Raw genomic sequence first — 18,741 nt, 5'->3', positions numbered from 1 at the left:
CCAAGAATGAAGGGACAGAGACGATGACGAATAAGTATCGAATGGCGATTGAGGAAAAGGAAGGGACCGTATTTCCTTCATTAACCTATAAGAAAATCGTACTTGAACCTGCATATGATGAGGCGAAAAAACACTTTGTTGAACCCATGATGCAGATTAATAGCGCGCATTTAGTCATGTTGCAGGAACAGGGGTTAGTAAGTGAAGCTGAGGCCGGGAAAATTGGGAAAGCCATTAGTGAAATGGATCGTAAGTTTTATAAAAATAGTACGTATAGTTCAGCATTTGAAGACTTGTTTTTTAGAATGGAAGATGATTTGATTCGCAAAGCGGGCGATATTGCGGGGAATTTACACATTGCAAGAAGTCGTAACGATATGGGAATTGCGATCTATCGAATGACTTTGCGGAAAATGATGTTGAGACTGATGAAGAATTTGTTGGCTGTTCAACAGACCTTGCACCAATTTGCTCATGAACATATCGAGACGATCATGCTGGGGTATACGCATACGCAGCAAGCGCAACCGACGACTTTGGCCCATTATATAAGAGGGGTGATGGATAAGTTGGATCGAGATTTCGTTCGACTGCAATCCGCTTATCAAACGGTCAATTGCAGTAGTATGGGGGCTGCGGCACTGACGACCTCGGGATTTGCGATTAGCCGACAGCGGATGCAAGAGCTGTTAGCGTTTGACGGCATCATTGAAAATTCTTGGGATTGTGTGGCAGGAGCGGACTATCTTATGGAAGTGGTGAACGCGGTTCAGACAGCGAGTTTGAATTTAGGGCGCGCTGTACAAGATTTCCTGACGTGGTCGACGCAAGAATTTAACGTGTTTACGCTTGCCAATCCCTATGTGCAAATCAGCTCCATCATGCCGCAAAAAAGAAACCCGGTGTCATTGGAACATACACGGGCTTTGTTGTCGTCGGTTGTTGGAGATACGCAGACGGTCATCACGATGATCCACAATACACCTTTTGGAGATATCGTGGATACGGAGGACGATTTGCAACCTTATGTGTGGCGGTCTTTGGATAAACTCGGTGGGATTTATGAGCTAGTGTCGAGTGTCATCGCTACTTTGCATGTCGATAAAGTAGGGCTTGAAAAACGTGCTCGCGAAAGCTTTGCGAACGTTACAGAGGTGGCAGATACGTTAGTGCGTGTGGAAAAAATCACTTTTAGACAAGCGCATCAAATTGTCAGCAACGCGGTGCGTGCACTGGATGGTCGTGGGGAGAGTAGGCTGGCGGATTTAACCTATGACAGGGTGAACGATGAAGCGTTGACGATATTGAAGAGAAAACTTACACTGACAGAAGCGGAGTACGAGAAAGCGCTATGCCCTCGTAACTTCATTGAACTACGTACGAATTTTGGCGGACCCGCCCCCGACACGATGACGGCTTCACTAGCAAATTATCAAAAACGATTGGTGCGCATGCGTGAATGGGTAGATGGGAAAGAAAGTGCGATTGAAAAAGCGGAAGTAGTCTTGCAAAGTTATGAAAAGTATTGGAGTGGATCAAAATGACGACTTACTTATTAGCAATTGATGGAGGGGGAACCAAAACAGTTGGTACGCTTAGAGATAATAACGGAGTAATCTTGTACGAAGGGGCTTCAACAGGCTCTAATTATCAAGTCATTGGGGCGGCTGCTTTTACACAAGTTGTACAGGGGATGTTGGAGAAGTTGTTAGAAACGTTTCCCGTTTCCATGGTCGATGTTGGCGTTTTCGCGTTGGCAGGTATTGATACGCCGGAAGATTATGCAGTTGTGCATGCGATGATTGTAGATGTATTGGATGAATTGTCTTTGACAGTGATTGATTTGGTGGTGGAGAACGATGCCTATGCCACATTAGTCGGCGTGACGCGGAACCAGTCAGGGATTTTATTGATAGCTGGAACGGGTTCGATTGCCTACGCCCACGATGGGAAAGGGATTGTTGCTCGCTCCGGTGGCTGGGGGCATCGCGCGGGAGACGAGGGTAGTGGGTATTGGATGGGGAAACAAATCGTGTCGGCCATTTTTCGAATGGAAGATGGTCGGGGCCCTGCTACTGTTTTAAAGGACAAGGTTTTGGCACAATTGGGACTGCAAACCGTTGATGATTTGACGGCTTGGTTATATGGAGACCAGTACTCGGTTGACGCGGTGGCGAGGCTATCGACAGTATTAGATGAAGCAATTGATCTGGGTGATGGCGAAGCGACGCGAATACTGTGTGAAGCGGGAGATGAATTGACTGGTTTAGCGACAGCTGTTATTCATTCGGCGAAGTTGACTGATAGGCCCTGTACGCTTTATGTCACTGGGGGTGTTTTAGAGAACTTTGATAGGCTTTTTCAGTTGGTGAAAACGAAAGTGGAGCAAATGGACCCTTTGAAGCAAGTGGTTTTGTGTGAGGGAGCGCCGGTTGATGCGATTTATCATAGGGCGTTGGTGCGGTTTTGCGCGGGGGCGTGTGAATAGGTTGTGTGGGGTACCTGGTTCTGGGAGGCTGGGTGCTTTTTTTGTTGTGTGGTGGATTTGATGAGGTATGGGGAGTGTTCGACGAAGTCTAGAGAGTGTCCAACCATTCCGTAGGAACTAGTGTATGCAACTTATCATATATTGCTACGCACCCTTTTTCAGTGCATTCCGTTACATCCCGACAGTTTTAGGACATATACTAAAAGTTTCCTAAAAACTATAATGGAATTGTTAGGAAGCAAATCATGAAAGGGGGCTTTTGTGTGAGGAAGAAAAGTTATAAGAAGATCGGTTCAGCGATACTAGCACTTGTATTGATGTTGTCTTTGCTACCGATTACTAGTTTGGCTGATACGGGGGAGACGGTAATTAAGAAGTTGAATAACAGAGGTTTTAAAGAAATTGAAGAGTTAGGGGTGGCTGCTTCCGATGTATCTTTGTTAACGGGTATGTTTGGTAAGGAAGATGGTCGGGATGTCGTTTATACGACTGCAAATGGTGGGAAATTTAACGTTGTTGATCTAAAGGATAATACACTCATTTATGCTGCTCAGTTGGGAGACATCAGTCAAGTATGGACCCATGCTGTTGCACCGGATGGAACTGTGTATATTTCGGGTCTCGGTGTTGGGAATGTTGGTGAGTTGTGGAGCTATTCACCAACAAAGAAATCTGTTGAAAAGATTGGCATTCCTGCTGCTGGCCAGCAATTATGGAGTAGCACGACAGACGAAGCGGGAAATCTTTATATGGGGACTTATGAAGAGAAAAATGGTAGCATTTTCAAATATGACGTATCTACAAAGAAATTCATTAGCTATGGCAAAATCGATGATGGGGAAGGTAGTTATGTACGTTCTTTGGCTTACCATGATGGCTATCTGTATGCTGGCTTAGGTGTCGATGGGAAGGTTTATCAAATTAATGTAGAAACAAAAGAAAAAGAAGACATCACCAAAAATGTGCCTGAAATTATAGGCAAGCCTATCGATCAAGTGAAATTCGCTTATGATATGGCAGTTGTGGGGGATTATCTGTATGTTAAATTTGATCATGATCAAGAGAATGCATTACTTTTTTATGATTTAACAGAACAAAAATGGGTGGACAAAAAAATTGGGAAAAAAGGCGATGGGTCCGCTGATGATTTTGGCATATTTGGATTCCAACAGCAAGTCCCAGTGAATGGCGATAAAGCGTATGTCATTTATAATCGTCATATCCTTGAAATTGATATTCATACGCTTGAAACGAGAGAGACCGGATTCCCTTATGCGGCAGGTTGGAGAGGCGGCGCGTTTGTGGATCTCGGTAGAGCGGATCTTCCTGGACTTTCTTTAGTTACATTGAAAAGAACTGGACAAGTATTAGTGGTCAATCTAGAGAACAACATAATCACTGAACTACCTACTGTAATGGAAGCGCTACCGATAGGATTGCATAACCTTGGGAAGGGGCCTGATGGTAACTTATACACGACTACTTATCCAGGCGGACCTAAAGGCGCACAATATAATACGAAAACCGGAAAATTTGTTTCTTATTCACAAGGTCAAGCAGAGGGAATGATTGCAGGCAACGGAAGCGATATGTTTTTCGGAATCTATCCTGGCGGTAGCATTCAAAAGATGGATACCAACACTTTAAAAATTAACGCAATCTTCAATCTTAAAGATCAATATGAGCAGGATCGCCCTTACATTATGGAATTCGCCGATAATAAAGTATTGATTGGTACGATTCCAGATTATAAAAAACTAGGCGGAGCTCTAACGATTTATGATCCTGAAACAGGGGAAAGAGAAACACATCGCAATATCGTTCAAGATCAGAGTGTTGTAGGAATTGCTTATCAAGACGGGAAAATATATGGTTCGACTACAATCCGAGGTGGATTGGATATTCAACCTACAGCCGAAAAGGCAAAAATGTTTGTATGGGATGTAGCGGGTAAACAAAAAGTCACGGAGTTTGATCTGAATATACCTGATTTAGATAAAACACCGATGATTAGCGGTCTGATTTTTGATGAAGAGGGACTGTTTTGGGGGGCGGCAGATGGAATTCTGTTTGCTATGAATCCTAACACGTTTGAGGTTGTAAAGTATAAAAACTATTATCCAAATATAAAAAATAGAGGTATGTGGAGACCCGTTCATATTATTTTCGGGAAAGATGGATTACTGTACACAGACCTTGCAGGAAAGCTAACTGTCGTTGATCCAAAGTCAGCCGACTTAAAGCATGTGACTTTAATTGATACCGCGCCGGAGGTAGATTTCATTGAGCTTGCAGAAGATGCGAATGGCAATGAAAATATTTATTTCCTTGAAAACGGCTCAACTGTTTTGAAAATGGTTCCTGTTATCGAAGGCGGAACAATCGTGAATCCACCGGAGGAACCTGAACTAGAGGTTGTTCAAGTTCCAATGTCAAATGCAGGATTTGAAGAGTCTGTTGTAGATGGGAAAATTGCCGGTTGGTCATCTTTATTTTTCATCACGCCTAATGTTTCTTTAGGAGTGAGTAATGGGCGTAGTAAAACAGGGGACTTCAGTTTAAAGATTGTGGATACCTCTCAAACTGAAACGGTTTTCGCGCAATCTGATCTTATTCCAATTGAGGAAGGGATTGAATACACAGGATCTACGGAGCTATTTTTAGAAGATGGAAGTGTGAGCTTCTTTTTACGTTATTATAATGAAGCAGGCAAGCAAGTAGGCAGTGATAAAGATGGCGTGAATATTATTCATATTCGCGGTGGTCATAAGGAGTGGCAAACAGTTAAAGCAACTGTTGTTGCTCCCGAGGGTGCGAAATATGCAAAACTTTTTGCAGGGGCTTCTAACTTCTTTACAACAACGGGTGCTTATTTTGATGATTTTAAACTGACTTATGAAAGAGTCGTAGAACCGGAAGTAAGCGCAGCTATTCTTCATGCACTTGTTGAACGTTTTGAACAAGAAGGGGCATTTGACAACGCTCAAACTGCTCGGGCGTTAAAAACGCATTTGACTGCAGTTGCTCAGTATGAGAAGCAAGAGGCAGGCGACAAAGTTGTCAAACACATGAAAGGTTTTAAAGTGTTGCTCGATTATCAGAAAGAGAGTGGATTGATTTCTGAGAAGGCTTATAATGCTTTAATAGCTGGTGCGGATGTGCTGATAAAGAACTGGAAATAAGATGGACAAAATCCCTTGCGACAAAAGTTATTTTTGTTGCGGGGGATTTTTAAAGAATTCATTGATGGATGAAGAGTATTGGCTAAAGTATTTATGTGCAGGAAGGCATTGATGAGTTGGGGTGGCCAACCATTCCGCGAAAGAGTCCAACGAAAAACGGAATGTCCAACAACCCCGACAAACTTTCCAATGATTCACAAGAAAGCCTTTCAGAAATTGACGATAAGGGCTATGCTAGACCTGAAGTATGTAAATATCAGGAAAGGAGGAAACAACCATGAAACGTATATTTACGATTGTCTTGTCGTTGATGATTGCAATTAGCTTCTCTATCCATTCACCCAAGGTCGAAGCGGCTAGCCCAAAAGTTCAGACCTTCGCTAATTGTACAGAGTTGAACAAAGTCTATCCAGGTGGTGTAGCGCGCTCTTCTACTGTGAAAAATGTAGGTGGTAAAACAAAGTACAAGACTTTTGTGTCTCAAACCATCTATGACGCTAATAAAAAGAGTGACCGTGATAAGGACCTCATCGCATGCGAGCGATAAGCACACAACAAAAAATCAGCCTCTCTTCTTTATATAGAAGAGAGGCTGATTTTTTAATGAATCGGTGATTTAAATTGGCTGCCAAGTGCTTCTTGGGCGGCAATGACATCTTTGTCATTACCGCTATAGTCACCGCTCGCTTTTAAATTGGTACTATTTCTGCCGAGTCGCTTGTTGATGGCACTTCCAAGTTCGTCATATTCATCTGAAATGATGATGACGGCTTTGGTTTCATCCAAGCCTTAAATGACGGCGTCAATGGTTTTGGAGGTGATATTATAGGGCAGGAAAGAGTACATCGCATGCTCCCAGCCGAGTACAAAACCTGCCATCCGAAAATAAAAATATTGAAGAACATCACGAATTCCCCAACAGAGAAGGGGATTTTTCTTGTCAATAAAATACCAAGGATCTCTGTTCCATCCAAAGCCCCGCCATTGCGGATGGCGTTCCCGATGCCGATTATATATGTATTAAAAAAGGGCATAATGCGATAAAACCTTTTGTTTATTGTGTGGTAATAGTTTTGCCCATTATGCGCAGGGCAATACTTTTTCTACTTTTGTGGTTTTATTTTATGCTAAACTAATTAAGTGAAAAAAAGGAGGTAATTCATTATTGAAAAGAAAAAAAGAGTCTTGGGAATGGGCTTAAAAGTTATAATGAATATTATAGGAGGGCTTATAGCGGCTTACGGTCTAGAGTCCGTATTAATCCCTAACAGTGTGTCTGATGGTGGTATCACTGGTTTGAGTATTGTTGGGTCAAAAACATTTGGATTACCGTTAGGAGTTCTTATAGCTGTGTTAAATATTCCATTCGTTTATTTGGGTTATAAACAAATCGGAAAAAGTTTTGCTATCCTATCCGTCACTGGTATTGCATCTCTAGCAGTAGGTACTGTTGTTATGCACCATGTACCAACGATTATAGATGGAGATACATTGTTAGTCACAGTTGTTGGGGGAATTATTTTAGGACTTGGTATGGGGTTATCTTTGCGAAATGGTGGGGCATTAGATGGTATTGATATGCTTGCTGTACTACTATCTCGAAAGTTACCTTTTGGTACAAGTGATTTAATTCTATTCCTTAACATATTCGTATTTATAGTTGTATCAACAGTTTTTGGATTGCAGGGCGCTGTATTATCTGCTATTGCTTATTTTATCGCATCTAAAGTAATCCATATTGTTGAAGAAGGTTTAAGTGGCTCTAAAACCTTTAAAATCATTACAAGTGAGCCAGAGACAATGGTAGAAACGATACGTGACCGTTTAGGACGTGGTGCCACACTTAATAAGGTACAAGGTGCTTACTCAAAAGATTCCTTCTATGAAATCACGTGTGTTATCAACCGTCTGGAAGAACGAAAAATGAAGGACATCATTCAAGAAATTGACCCTAATTCGTTTATCACGGTTTACGATGTAACTGAGGTTAAGGGTGGTAACTTCCAAAAACGTGATATTCATTAACAGTTCAATATGAACTAATTGTAAGCCTTTTAAAGCCGTTTGTAGTCTAACTGTACATAAAAACGGCTCTAAAAGGCTTTTAAATGCAATCTAAAAATCATAATCGTCAAGCAAGTGTAACCTTGCTTCTTTTTTTTACTCTTTTTTCATAAATGAATGACAGTCGCTTTTCTATAGACTTGTTATTCTTTACTAATTACCTTTTGTCTGCTTTCATGTAAACAGCTGGAACTGATCTAGGATGAATAAATTTCTTAATTTGACCAACGCCCTTTCTTTGCGTTTTTTGATACCGGCCATTTCGGTTTTCTTTCTTTAATTCATCTAACATGGCGCCCTGTATACTTCGATACGCATATGCTGCAAAGTAAAGTGGATGATTGTCGCTAGACTAGACAATCATTCTTTTTTTGTGTAGGATAGAACTAAGAAAACTATAAACGTATTTTTAGTTTTAAGGGGGACAGTGGTTGAAAACGAGAATCAGTAATGCGTTTATCGAAGAGACGCGAAGTAATGGTATTAAATTTACGATGGATGACTTGGCAAGGCGACTGGGGATTAGTAAGCGCACATTGTACGAGCATTTTTCATCAAAGGTCGAAATCTTGGATTCGATTATTGATGTGACGCTTGCTGAGTTCGATGAGCAGACCCGCCGTATCTTGGATAATCCTGAACTGACATTGTTGGAAAAGATTCGTAAGGCAATCATTGTCTTACCGAAATATAATGAGTTTTATGATCTACGGATTTTAGAGCAATTGAAACGCTCGTATCCGGCGCAGTGGGAGCGTGTGAATCGCTCGTTGCATCAGTGGGATGAACTCAAGGGACTTCTTGAAGAGGGAATGCGGACCGGGGTTATTAAACACTACAACATCGATGTCCTCATGAAAGTCATCATCGATGCTTCGAATGCAACGCTCGATCGTCAGTTTTTCTTAGAACATAGTATTTCTGTCCAGGAAGCATTCGAATCGATTGTGGATGTTTTGTTGACCGGGATGGTAGAAACAGAGTAAAGATGGGCATACTGGCACTTTAGCTGCCAGTCTATTTTTTTGACGAATGAAAACTATAAAAACTAAAATCGTTTTTATGTTTTCTGAAAACGATAAAAAGATGAGGATTTGAAATGGATATGCAAAAAGAACAAACTTTAAATCGTTTAGATACGGATACGGTAGGGAAATCATTTGTGCGGTATTTGATACCTTCAATGGTCGGAATGCTGCTGATGGCTATCAATATCGTGGCCGATGGGATTATGGTTGGTAATCGGTTAGGACCTACTGCCCTAGCTGGAGTTGGTATTGCAGGACCTGTTTACACCTTGTTTGTGGCGATGTCACTATGGATTGGGATTGGTGCGGCGACCCGTTATTCGGCAGCCATGGGCGCTAAAAAACCAGATGAAGCGCGCGTCATCTTTTCGCATGCCATCATTGCGATATTTGTCTTCACAACACTGATTGGCCTTGCCGCCTTTTATTTCAGGACGGATATTGCTTATTTACTAGGTGCAAATGCGGACACGTTTCCATACGTTACTGAATATATGAACGTTTTGCTTCTGTTTGGATTCGTTTTTACGGTTGAAAATACATTGAGTATCTTAGTTAGAAATGACGGAGGACCCAATTTATCGATGATTGCATTGGTCACTTCGGCTATCGTGAATATCGGTTTGAACTATATTTTCTTGTTTGTGCTTGATTTAGGGGTAACGGGTGCTGCTGCGGCGACGATTATCGGTGCATTTGTCGGGCTTGTTATATTGAGTACCCATTTTTTCCGTAAGAAAAGCAACTTACGTTTTGTCCGCTTCACGTTCAATCGCAAGCTTTTCTTGCTGATTATTATCATTGGATTTCCAAGTTTTCTTGCGGAGGTGGGGATCTCAGTCTTTACCGTTTCGCATAATGTTACATTTGAATATATGGCGGGAACTGCGGGTGTGTCCGCATTCACGATTTTAAATTATGTCCACAGTGTGATGCTGCTGTTATTTTTAGGAATGGGTTCAGCGATTCAACCGCTGATCAGTTATTATAAGGGTGCCAAAGATGAAGTAAGAATGAAAAAGACGGTACGCATGGCGATTGGAACAGCTTTTGGGGCAGGTGTCTTATTCCTGCTGATTGGGCTCTTCGCGTCTGGTCCAATTGTTAGCCTGTTCGGGGATTTCCCAGAGGAAGTAATGGCCCTTGCGATTCCTGGTATTAAGCTATTTTTCATTGCTTACCTCTTTATGGGTACGAATTTCGTCATGATGACGTACTATCAGTCCATCGGGCAAATTCGGATGGCGACATGGATTACAGCGTCAAGGGAAATTGTTATTTTGCTCATCTTACTAGCAATTATGCCGCGCTTATTTGGATTGACGGGTGTGTGGCTTGCGATACCAGTATCGGAGCTCATTGTGTTAATAACGATATTCTTTTATCACAGAAAGTGGAATAGCTAAAATGACACGTCTATTGATTTGCTAAATAAACCAGTGAACAACTTCCTCACACATGGGGTGCTACCTGTATAGTTGCTTTCTGTTCGCTTTGGATTGAATGACTTCTATAGGATTACCGATATGTCTGGATGTGTAGGGATGCGACTTTGTCGCATCCCTACACATTCTTTCTGGTAATCATATGGTGTTCCTTCATCCGTCACTCTCCAAAAGCGCTGATACACGTAGTGCTGAAGCTTTTTTGGACGAAAGAATCGCATTCTTCTTACCGGGAGAGAAGCCGCCAAAGATCCAATTTTGGCGGCTGTTGCTTTCTCTATGGATTTTTTCTTGTTTTATTAATGAAGCGTCACTTTCTATAAGGCATCAAAGGATGAGGAATTGTAGTGCATTCTTCTTTTGATTAGATCCATACTCTTATCTAAAAAGTAATTAAGAAACACATTCTACAATGTGCAAAAGTGCCCGAAATTGCATCTTCGGGCACTTATAATCTCTGTGAAAAATCATTTATTCTTTTCTTCTAAAGCAGCTACATTTTTCACTTGAACATTGTAGCCACACCGCCCCTCGGTAAATCTGTTGTGATAAATTCGCCGAAAGCGGACCGAAAATGGTTAATCAACAGACATGCTAAAATGGTGAAGTAGTATGAAAGGCGGCAGGTTCTCATTGAGAATCCGCTGCCTTTTTTTGTCGGTTTATGTCGCTTAGTATGGGGCTTTTTATGACCCAGGTCATGATGTGATTAATAGACAATTTTAAAAATTGTATTGACAGTTTAGGTACTAAACTATATATTACTTGTAATAACAATGTTCTGAATAGATGAAAGTGGTTGATTTTATTTTTTACTCTTAACCTGTACCTACAACCCACCAGCGTAAAAAATGTCGAACGAGCATGCGATTGTAGTACAATAAGATTGTTTGGAAATGGTTGCAGGAGAAAGAGGTAAGGTAAATGGTGAGATTAAAAGATATTGCAGAGCATATAGGAGTGTCGGTGACGACAGTTTCCCGTGTTATTAAAAATGATGTTAGCCGAAATGTGAATCCAGAAACGAAGAAAAAAGTGTGGCAGGCGGTTAAAGAGTTAGGCTATACGCCGAATGAGTATGCGCGTCATCTTGTTGCATCTGCGCAGCCACAAAAGAAGCGTACGAAAAGAATTGCCTGGCTTGCCAGTCCACGTCTTGCGGAAGATAATCCGTACTTCTCTAAAATCTATTCGGGGATTAGTGACACGTTGAATCGTGCTGGTTATACGTTGTTACTGTTGACGAATGAGGATTTGGAAGATGAGGCACTTTTCCATCAGATGATTCGGGAAAAAGAAGTGGAAGGCGTATTACTGATTGATACAGTAGATGAAAATATTCTTCTGGAGATTAAAGAGCTACTACCTGTTGTAGGTGTTGACTTTAATTACAGTGATCATGCGATTTCGACTGTGGATTATGACCGGGAAGAGGCGGCGTATAAAGCTGTTGACCACCTTGTGTCAAAGGGGCATCAGCGCATCGGGTTCTTGGGTGGCGAAATTGGTGCTGAACTGACAAGTGAAAAACGCTACAAAGGGTTTAAAAAGGCTATGAATGAGTTCGGTTTGGCATGTGAAGACAGTTGGATTGTGAATACGCGTTGGTGTTTGGATACGAGCTATCAATCTACCATGAAATTACTAGACCAACCGATCGACAAGCGTCCAACGGCCCTATTATGTGCGGGTGACTTACTAGCAATAGCGGCAATGCGGGCGGCACATGAGCTGGGATTGACGATACCAGAAGATATTGCATTTATTGGGATTGATAATAACGAGATGGCTCAATACGTTCATCCATCGTTATCGACGATATCCATTCCGCAGTATGAAATGGGTGTAGTGGCAGCGAAAACGCTTATGAATCAAATCGAAGATCATCCTTCCATTGATTTGAAAACATTATTGCCTTCTACATTAATTGTTCGTCAATCAACTTAACCGTGACGGACGATTTTTCAGCACAAGGAAAACGTTTTCCTTACTTATGGAAAGAAGTACCCAAGGGGATTCGAAGGAATTCTTTCATTCAATCTATAAGGAAAACGTTTTCCGGACATCGGGAAAAAGTACCCAATATAAAAAAATGAACAAGATGGGGTGGAGACATGAAGAAAGTAAGAATGGGCGTTATCGGAGCAGGTCTACGAGGTGGACTCGCACACTACTGGCATAAGCCTGAAGGTGAATCGGAAGTCGTTGCAATTGCAGATATTTCTGATGAGCGCATTGCGAAGTTCCAAGAGAAATATGACAAACCGTTATTCCAAACAAATGACTACAAAGAATTATTGAAGCGTGATGATATCGATGCGGTTGCTGTATTGTCGCCGGATTATCTGCATGAAGAGCATGTGATTGCAGCACTTGAAGCAGGTAAGCACGTCTATTCTGAAAAGCCTCTTGCGATTACGGTTGAAGGCTGTGACCGAATTCTTGAAGCGTGGGAGAAATCAGGTAAGCATTTGATGGTAGGTTTCAATATGCGTTATATGAGCATGTACCAGACGATGAAAGAACTGATTGACTCAGGTGCGATTGGTGAATTGAAAACGATTTGGGTGCGTCACTTTGTTGGCTTTGGTGGCTACTTCTACTACCACGACTGGCACGCGAAATCAGAGAATACGACATCCCTTCTTTTACAGAAAGGTTCACATGACCTTGACGTGATCCATTGGATTTCAGGGAAGTATGCAACTAAAGTGTCGGCATTCGGTAGCCTTGACTACTATGGCGGGGATAAGCCTAACGATCTAACATGCCCAACTTGTGATTTGAAGGATACGTGCCCTGAGTACGTGCCACATACATTTACAGAATGTGCATTCCGCGAAGAAGTCGATGTGGAAGACAACAACATGCTTATTATGGAACTTGAAGGCGGCATTAAGGCTTCTTATCTACAATGTCATTTCACACCAGACTATAACCGTAACTATACGTTCATCGGTACGGAAGGCCGCATCGAGAACGATGATGTCAATAACAAGATCTACTTGAAAACGCGTAAAACAAACACTTGGAAAGAGCTAAGTGATGTGACTTACGATTTGAAACCAGAAGAAGGAAGTCATGGCGGGGCAGATCCGAAAATTGCGCAAGACTTTATTGAGTTAATTCTTCATGGTAAACAACCACTTACAACACCGTTTGCTGGAAGAATGAGTGTAGCAGTTGGCTGTGCAGCGACAGAATCAATCCGTTCAGGCGGAAAAGTCGTGAATATTTCACAAGAATCTACTCTCGTACACAACTAAAAGTCAACGTAAGAAAGGGGGGCTGACCGTGACGAATGTGAGTGAAGGCATAGGATCCGTTAAAAAAGCTAAAGTCAGTGGGGAAAAACGTCCAACGACTAAAAAGAAAGTAAGAACGAATTGGAAAAAAGAAATACGAAAAAACTGGGAGCTTTATGCATTATTAACACCAGTCGTTATCTATTTTCTAGTGTTCCACTACTTCCCATTGTACGGGTTGCAAATTGCATTTAAGGATTTCATCGCAACAAAGGGGATTACGGGGAGCCCGTGGGTAGGTTTTAAGCACTTTGAGCGATTCTTTGATAGTTACTATTTCTGGCGACTCATTAAAAATACAATTGGAATTGGTATTTTCACTTTGTTAGTATCGTTCCCAGTTCCGATTATTCTAGCGTTGCTATTGAATGAAGTAAAAAGTTTACGCTATAAAAAGTTCGTTCAGACAGTGATCTATGCACCACATTTCTTGTCAACAGTTGTTGTTGTAGGGATGATGCTTCTGTTCTTGAAAACGGACGGGTTAGTCAACCAAGTAATTCAACTTTTTGGTGGCACACCGATTGATTTTATAACGGAGCCAGCTTGGTTTAAGAGCTTGTATGTCATGTCTGATGTTTGGCAAACGATGGGATGGAGTTCGATTATCTATATTGCGGCATTAGCGGCAGTCGATCCTTCTCAACATGAAGCAGCCATGATTGATGGAGCTTCGCGTTTCCAACGAATTATTCATATTAATATTCCGGCGATTATGCCGACTATCGTCATTCTCTTCATCTTGAATGCAGGGTCTGTCATGGCGGTTGGATTTGAAAAAGTGTATCTTATGCAAAATACGTTGAATATGGTGTCATCTGACGTTATCTCGACATTCGTCTATCGAAGCGGGATATTGGAAGCGCAATATAGCTTCTCGGCAGCGGTGGGATTGTTCAACTCCATTATTAACTTCATCATGCTGATTATGGTGAATCAGATTGCGAAAAAAGTAAATGAGACAAGTCTATGGTAGGAGGTGGGTGCAGTGAGAGAAACGAAAGCAGATCGTACGTTTACTATATTTAACTATGTGTTTCTTAGTATTGTCGCCCTACTTGTCATCTATCCATTGATTTTTGTGGTCAGTGCTTCTTTAAGTAATCCACAATATGTCATATCGGGTGAGATGTGGTTGTGGCCTAAAGAATTTACACTAGATGCCTATGAAAAGGTCTTCAAGAATCAGGATATTATTAATGGGTTTATCAACACATTGAAGTATACGGTATTCGGCACGATTTTGAACGTCATTATGACGATTTTAGCAGCTTATCCCTTGTCACGTAGAGATTTAAAAGGGCGCGGAGTCATTATGGCATTCATCGTCTTTACCATCTTTTTCAGTGGGGGACTTGTCCCGACGTACTTACTGATTCGTGATCTTGGCATGCTCAATACGTTTTGGGTCATGATTATTCCGAATGCGGTTGCGGTTTGGAACATCATTATTATGAGAACATTCTTCCAGGCAATCCCACAGGAGTTGGAAGAGTCAGCCAATATCGATGGGGCTGGTAACTTTAGAATCTTGTGGAGTATTGTATTACCATTATCGTTTCCGGTTATTGCCGTCATGGTGTTGTTCTATTCAGTCGGTCACTGGAATTCGTATTTCCAAGCATTGATTTATTTACAAGATCAGGAAAAGTTTCCACTTCAATTAATTCTTAGACAAATTCTTATTCAAGGTCAGACCGACGATATGATTCAAGGGACATCGGAAAGCTTTTTAGCACAACAACTTAGTGTTGAAGGGTTGAAATATGCCGTACTGATTGTGGCGAACTTACCGATGCTTATGCTCTATCCGTTTTTACAAAGGTACTTTGTAAAAGGCGTTATGATTGGTTCATTAAAGGGATAATAAGGGGGAGAATGGTTTGAAGAGAAAATATTTTTCAAGCGTTGCAGTAACTTTATTGTTAACAGCAGGACTTTTGGGGGCTTGTTCGAAGGATGAGGCGCCTGCTGAAAAAGGTGCGAATGCTGATAAGGTAAATGCAACAGGTATGCCAATTGTGGACGAAAAGATTCAGGTCGATGGATTTGCGGCAAAGTTCTTTTCTTCACAAGACTGGAACAACCTTATGCTTTGGGAAGAGTATGAGAAAATGTCTAACGTTGAAGTCAATTGGAAGACTGTACAAATAGAAGGATTAGCTGAGAAGCGCAACTTGGCGCTTGCAGCTGGTGATTATCCTGAGTTTTACTTTGCTTCCGCTTTACCGAAAACAGACTTGATTAAATACGGTGAACAAGGCGTATTTGTACCGCTAAATGACTATATCGATAAATATGCACCGAACTTCAAAGCGCTTCTTGATGAGTACCCTGCTGTAAAACAAGGTGTGACAATGGCAGATGGTAACATTTATGGTTTCCCTGCGATTTATGACCCAGAATTCGAAGGTTTACGTGCAGGTACACCGTGGATCAATGAAGAATGGCTTAACAAATTAGGCTTAAAAGCACCTGAAACAACGGATGAATTGTATGAAGTATTGAAGGCTTTCAAAGAGAAAGATCCGAATGGCAATGGCAAAGCGGATGAAATGGGCTGGGGAAGCGGCTATGGTATTAATGAATACCTCGCCTATTTACGCGGAACTTTTGGCTTGAACAAACAAGGATCTATGAACTTGAACCTAGACTTTAAAGAAGGTACAGAAGAATTCCGCTTTGTTCCAACTACGGATGAATACAAGGAATTGCTGACGTACTTGAACAAGCTATATAAAGATGGTTTAATCAACCAAGATGTGTTCACGACGGAGCCACAGGTATTTGCTGCTGAAGCATCTAAAGGGAACTTTGGTATGCTAAGTGAAGTTGACCCGAAAGAATTGCTAAAACTTGACGGCTACGTAGGTGTACCAGTTCTTGAAGGTCCTACAGGTGAACGTTCGTATAACACAGTGTCCACTGGACTTGGGAATCTTGGGATGTTCGTCCTGACGGATAAAGCGAAGAATCCGGAAGCCATGGTTCGCTGGATGGACCACTTCTACGGTGAAGAAGGCAATAAGATGTTCTTCATGGGCTTTGAGGGTGTCACATTTGAAGAAGATGCAGAAGGGAAATTCAAGTATCTACCTGAAATTACAGACAATCCAGATGGGCTCAATATGGACCAAGCGATTAGTGAATACTTGACTTGGCCTGGAGGTTATTACCCAGGGATTGTTAGACAGCAATACTTCCAAGGAGCGGAAGGAAAAGAAGCGACGGCTGAAAATGCTGCGCAAACAAGACCTTTCCGTATCAATGATGCAGACATTATTCCAGGTCTGAACTACACATTGGAAGAAAATGATCGAGTCAGTGCAATTATGACTGACGCTCAAACATACGTTGATGAAATGACTGCCGCTTTCGTTACAGGCAAAAAAGACTTCAGCGAGTGGGATAGCTACAAGAAAACACTTGATAAGATGGGATTACCTGATTATCTTGAAATAGCTCAAGGTGCATACGAGCGTATGCAAAAAGAAAAATAAGGTGAACTAAGACTCATATGAAGGGTTTCCTTCGTATGAGTTTTACCCTTTATGGAGGTTAGTAGAATGGGCGCAAACGGTTGGAAAGGAAAACTCTATTGGTTTGTTGAATTTGTCACGATGCTTGCGGTGCTACAACTAATGTGGATTGGACTAACATTGATGGGTCTGGTTGTATTGGGGATATCACCGGCGACGGTCGGATTATTTGTGGTGATGCGCAAAAGAATGCAAGGGCAAGATGATTTGCGCTCCTTAACGGCAGACTATTGGAAGACGTATAAAGCGGAGTTCGTTAATTCCAATAAAATCGGTTTGGTGATCATGGTTATTGGGTATTTTCTTATTCTCAATTTACGACTTGTATTGACAATGGGAGGAACCACTGGCTTTGCGATGGTGGCGCTGATGGTCATGTTATCAATTCTATATGCAGTCATGGTGATGAATATATTCCAAGTGTTTGCGCACTATGATCTACCTTTCTCCCGTTATTTTTCGGCTTCGCTTTTACTTAGCATATCATTCCCGGTTCAGGCCATTGGGTCTATGATGGGACTGTATGTGTTGTATCGAATTTTCTTATATATACCGGGGCTTCTCCCGTTTTTCGGCGTCAGTGTAACGATCTTGTTTTTGACGTGGATGTCTTCACAGGTGTTCCGACTGAAAGGGGAGTCGGATGGAACGTTTCAGGTGGAGGAAAGTAAGTAATTGGTATATAATTTGGAATAATGAATACCTTTCAATCTATTACGTGTAATAGGTATTCATCTGTTTAATTGTTATCGAGATGTTATGAAATGGTCATAATTGGAGGGTGAGTGTAATGGGATACATACTTGCGGCTGATGTAGGGGGAACGAAACTTGCAACAGCGCTGTTTCAATCAGATGGAACTGTGATGAAAGCTACCGAAATACCGAGTGAAAAGACAGATGGTGAAAAACTGTTTCAATCCCTAATTCATTCCTTTCAGAGGCTTTGTGAAGAGGCTGACGTTAATCTGAGTGAGATAAGTGGGGTTTCAGTGGGGATACCCGGAATTGTAGATGTAGGAAATGGAATTGCTATCTTTCAGAATAACTTACCGTGGCGGGAGTTCCCGTTAGTGGAAAGACTGGCTAACGTGTTTCCTGCATCGCAAATTGTCATCGACAATGATGTGTATATGGCGGCGTGGGGAGAATACGCGATTCGAGGATTTGTCAAAGAATCGTTTGCTTATGTAACACTGAGCACGGGCATATCTTGCTGTTCAATCCACCAAGGTGCATTTTTACGTGGTGCCGGAATGGCGGGCGAAATTGGATTTAGCTTGACGGATACAGTGGATACAACGCTGGAATCGCTTGTTTCAGGTCCTGCACTGGAGGCGAAAGGCCGACAAGTTGTGGGGAATCCTACGCTAACATTAAAGAGTATGATGGAAGACTATTATGCTGGCAACGAACAAATCGTAGCGATTGTCAATGAAGCCGTTACGTCATTGGCTAAAGAAGTGTATCATATTCTCATCTTGTCTGATCCACATTGCATCGTCCTTGGTGGCGGCGTGTTCAATCATCACCCTGCACTCGTTGAGGCGGTGCGTAAAGAGGTTGGACGCTATCTTCAACATCCGATGCTACAAGGCAAAGAACAGCGTATTGAGGCTAGTGTGAATAAAGGTGAAGCTGGGTTGTATGGCGCAGCTGCTAGAGTTATGAATTAATAAGTAGGGGTTCAA

General features: G+C 41.8%; 14 protein-coding genes and 1 pseudogene. 14 read left to right on the top strand and 1 reads right to left on the bottom strand.

The genetic code is table 11. The annotated features are described in order from the left end of the window. Positions 1-23: 23 nt before the first annotated feature. From argH to ACIQ0H_RS20235, 4 genes are all read left to right on the top strand, one after another. Positions 24-1,544 (top strand): argininosuccinate lyase, encoded by a 1,521-nt coding sequence (argH, locus tag ACIQ0H_RS20250; protein WP_403418891.1) that lies wholly within the window; start codon positions 24-26, stop codon positions 1,542-1,544. Next, positions 1,541-2,488, top strand: coding sequence for an N-acetylglucosamine kinase (locus tag ACIQ0H_RS20245; RefSeq protein ID WP_403418889.1), 948 nt, complete (start codon positions 1,541-1,543; stop codon positions 2,486-2,488). Before argH ends, ACIQ0H_RS20245 begins: the two co-directional genes overlap by 4 nt. 263 nt (positions 2,489-2,751) lie before the next feature. Then, positions 2,752-5,670: an FIMAH domain-containing protein gene (locus tag ACIQ0H_RS20240; RefSeq protein ID WP_403418887.1), complete on the top strand. Its 2,919-nt coding sequence runs from the start codon at positions 2,752-2,754 to the stop codon at positions 5,668-5,670. 277 nt (positions 5,671-5,947) lie between these two features. Continuing rightward, positions 5,948-6,217, top strand: coding sequence for an excalibur calcium-binding domain-containing protein (locus ACIQ0H_RS20235; RefSeq protein WP_403418885.1), 270 nt, complete (start codon positions 5,948-5,950; stop codon positions 6,215-6,217). A 53-nt stretch (positions 6,218-6,270) separates the two neighbouring features. On the opposite strand, the pseudogene ACIQ0H_RS20230 reads toward ACIQ0H_RS20235, so the two are convergent. After that, positions 6,271-6,677, bottom strand: a pseudogene (locus tag ACIQ0H_RS20230) (YitT family protein); the annotation flags it as partial. Positions 6,678-6,861: 184 nt separating this feature from the next. Between ACIQ0H_RS20230 and ACIQ0H_RS20225 the strand changes: the two are divergent. From ACIQ0H_RS20225 to ACIQ0H_RS20180, 10 genes are all read left to right on the top strand, one after another. Continuing rightward, a complete protein-coding gene (locus ACIQ0H_RS20225; RefSeq protein WP_403418883.1) occupies positions 6,862-7,695 on the top strand; it encodes a YitT family protein in 834 nt (277 codons plus the stop codon). Positions 7,696-8,165: 470 nt separating this feature from the next. Beyond that, a complete protein-coding gene (locus tag ACIQ0H_RS20220; protein WP_403418881.1) occupies positions 8,166-8,720 on the top strand; it encodes a TetR/AcrR family transcriptional regulator in 555 nt (184 codons plus the stop codon). Between the two features lie 119 nt (positions 8,721-8,839). After that, positions 8,840-10,168: an MATE family efflux transporter gene (locus ACIQ0H_RS20215; RefSeq protein WP_403418961.1), complete on the top strand. Its 1,329-nt coding sequence runs from the start codon at positions 8,840-8,842 to the stop codon at positions 10,166-10,168. Between the two features lie 963 nt (positions 10,169-11,131). Next, positions 11,132-12,154 (top strand): LacI family DNA-binding transcriptional regulator, encoded by a 1,023-nt coding sequence (locus ACIQ0H_RS20210; RefSeq protein ID WP_403418879.1) that lies wholly within the window; start codon positions 11,132-11,134, stop codon positions 12,152-12,154. A gap of 167 nt (positions 12,155-12,321) precedes the next feature. Further along, entirely contained in the window at positions 12,322-13,473 is a 1,152-nt protein-coding gene (locus ACIQ0H_RS20205) for a Gfo/Idh/MocA family protein (RefSeq protein ID WP_403418877.1), read from the top strand. Positions 13,474-13,606: 133 nt separating this feature from the next. After that, positions 13,607-14,488, top strand: a complete 882-nt coding sequence (locus tag ACIQ0H_RS20200) for an ABC transporter permease (RefSeq protein WP_403418959.1) — start codon at positions 13,607-13,609, stop codon at positions 14,486-14,488. A gap of 12 nt (positions 14,489-14,500) precedes the next feature. After that, positions 14,501-15,379 (top strand): carbohydrate ABC transporter permease, encoded by an 879-nt coding sequence (locus tag ACIQ0H_RS20195; protein ID WP_403418875.1) that lies wholly within the window; start codon positions 14,501-14,503, stop codon positions 15,377-15,379. 16 nt (positions 15,380-15,395) lie between these two features. Continuing rightward, a complete protein-coding gene (locus ACIQ0H_RS20190) occupies positions 15,396-17,012 on the top strand; it encodes an extracellular solute-binding protein (RefSeq protein ID WP_403418873.1) in 1,617 nt (538 codons plus the stop codon). Between the two features lie 66 nt (positions 17,013-17,078). Further along, positions 17,079-17,726 carry a YesL family protein gene (locus ACIQ0H_RS20185; RefSeq protein ID WP_403418871.1) on the top strand — a complete coding sequence of 216 codons (648 nt, stop codon included), beginning with the start codon at positions 17,079-17,081 and terminating at the stop codon, positions 17,724-17,726. Positions 17,727-17,841: 115 nt separating this feature from the next. Beyond that, positions 17,842-18,726: an ROK family protein gene (locus ACIQ0H_RS20180; protein WP_403418869.1), complete on the top strand. Its 885-nt coding sequence runs from the start codon at positions 17,842-17,844 to the stop codon at positions 18,724-18,726. Positions 18,727-18,741 lie beyond the last annotated feature (15 nt).

It is taken from the genome of Sporosarcina sp. NPDC096371 (assembly GCF_044762865.1).
In the GTDB taxonomy this organism is placed as follows: Bacteria; Bacillota; Bacilli; order Bacillales_A; family Planococcaceae; genus Sporosarcina.
Note: the sequence above shows the minus strand (reverse complement) of the source record. Positions and strands in the feature narration are given on the sequence as shown.

Coding starts and splice junctions, on each gene's coding strand:
- ACIQ0H_RS20185 (WP_403418871.1), top strand. CDS start 17,079: ATGGGCGCAAACGGTTGGAAAGGAAAACTCTATTGGTTTGTTGAATTT.
- ACIQ0H_RS20245 (WP_403418889.1), top strand. CDS start 1,541: ATGACGACTTACTTATTAGCAATTGATGGAGGGGGAACCAAAACAGTT.
- ACIQ0H_RS20225 (WP_403418883.1), top strand. CDS start 6,862: ATGGGCTTAAAAGTTATAATGAATATTATAGGAGGGCTTATAGCGGCT.
- ACIQ0H_RS20235 (WP_403418885.1), top strand. CDS start 5,948: ATGAAACGTATATTTACGATTGTCTTGTCGTTGATGATTGCAATTAGC.
- ACIQ0H_RS20210 (WP_403418879.1), top strand. CDS start 11,132: ATGGTGAGATTAAAAGATATTGCAGAGCATATAGGAGTGTCGGTGACG.
- ACIQ0H_RS20215 (WP_403418961.1), top strand. CDS start 8,840: ATGCAAAAAGAACAAACTTTAAATCGTTTAGATACGGATACGGTAGGG.
- ACIQ0H_RS20180 (WP_403418869.1), top strand. CDS start 17,842: ATGGGATACATACTTGCGGCTGATGTAGGGGGAACGAAACTTGCAACA.
- argH (WP_403418891.1), top strand. CDS start 24: ATGACGAATAAGTATCGAATGGCGATTGAGGAAAAGGAAGGGACCGTA.
- ACIQ0H_RS20205 (WP_403418877.1), top strand. CDS start 12,322: ATGAAGAAAGTAAGAATGGGCGTTATCGGAGCAGGTCTACGAGGTGGA.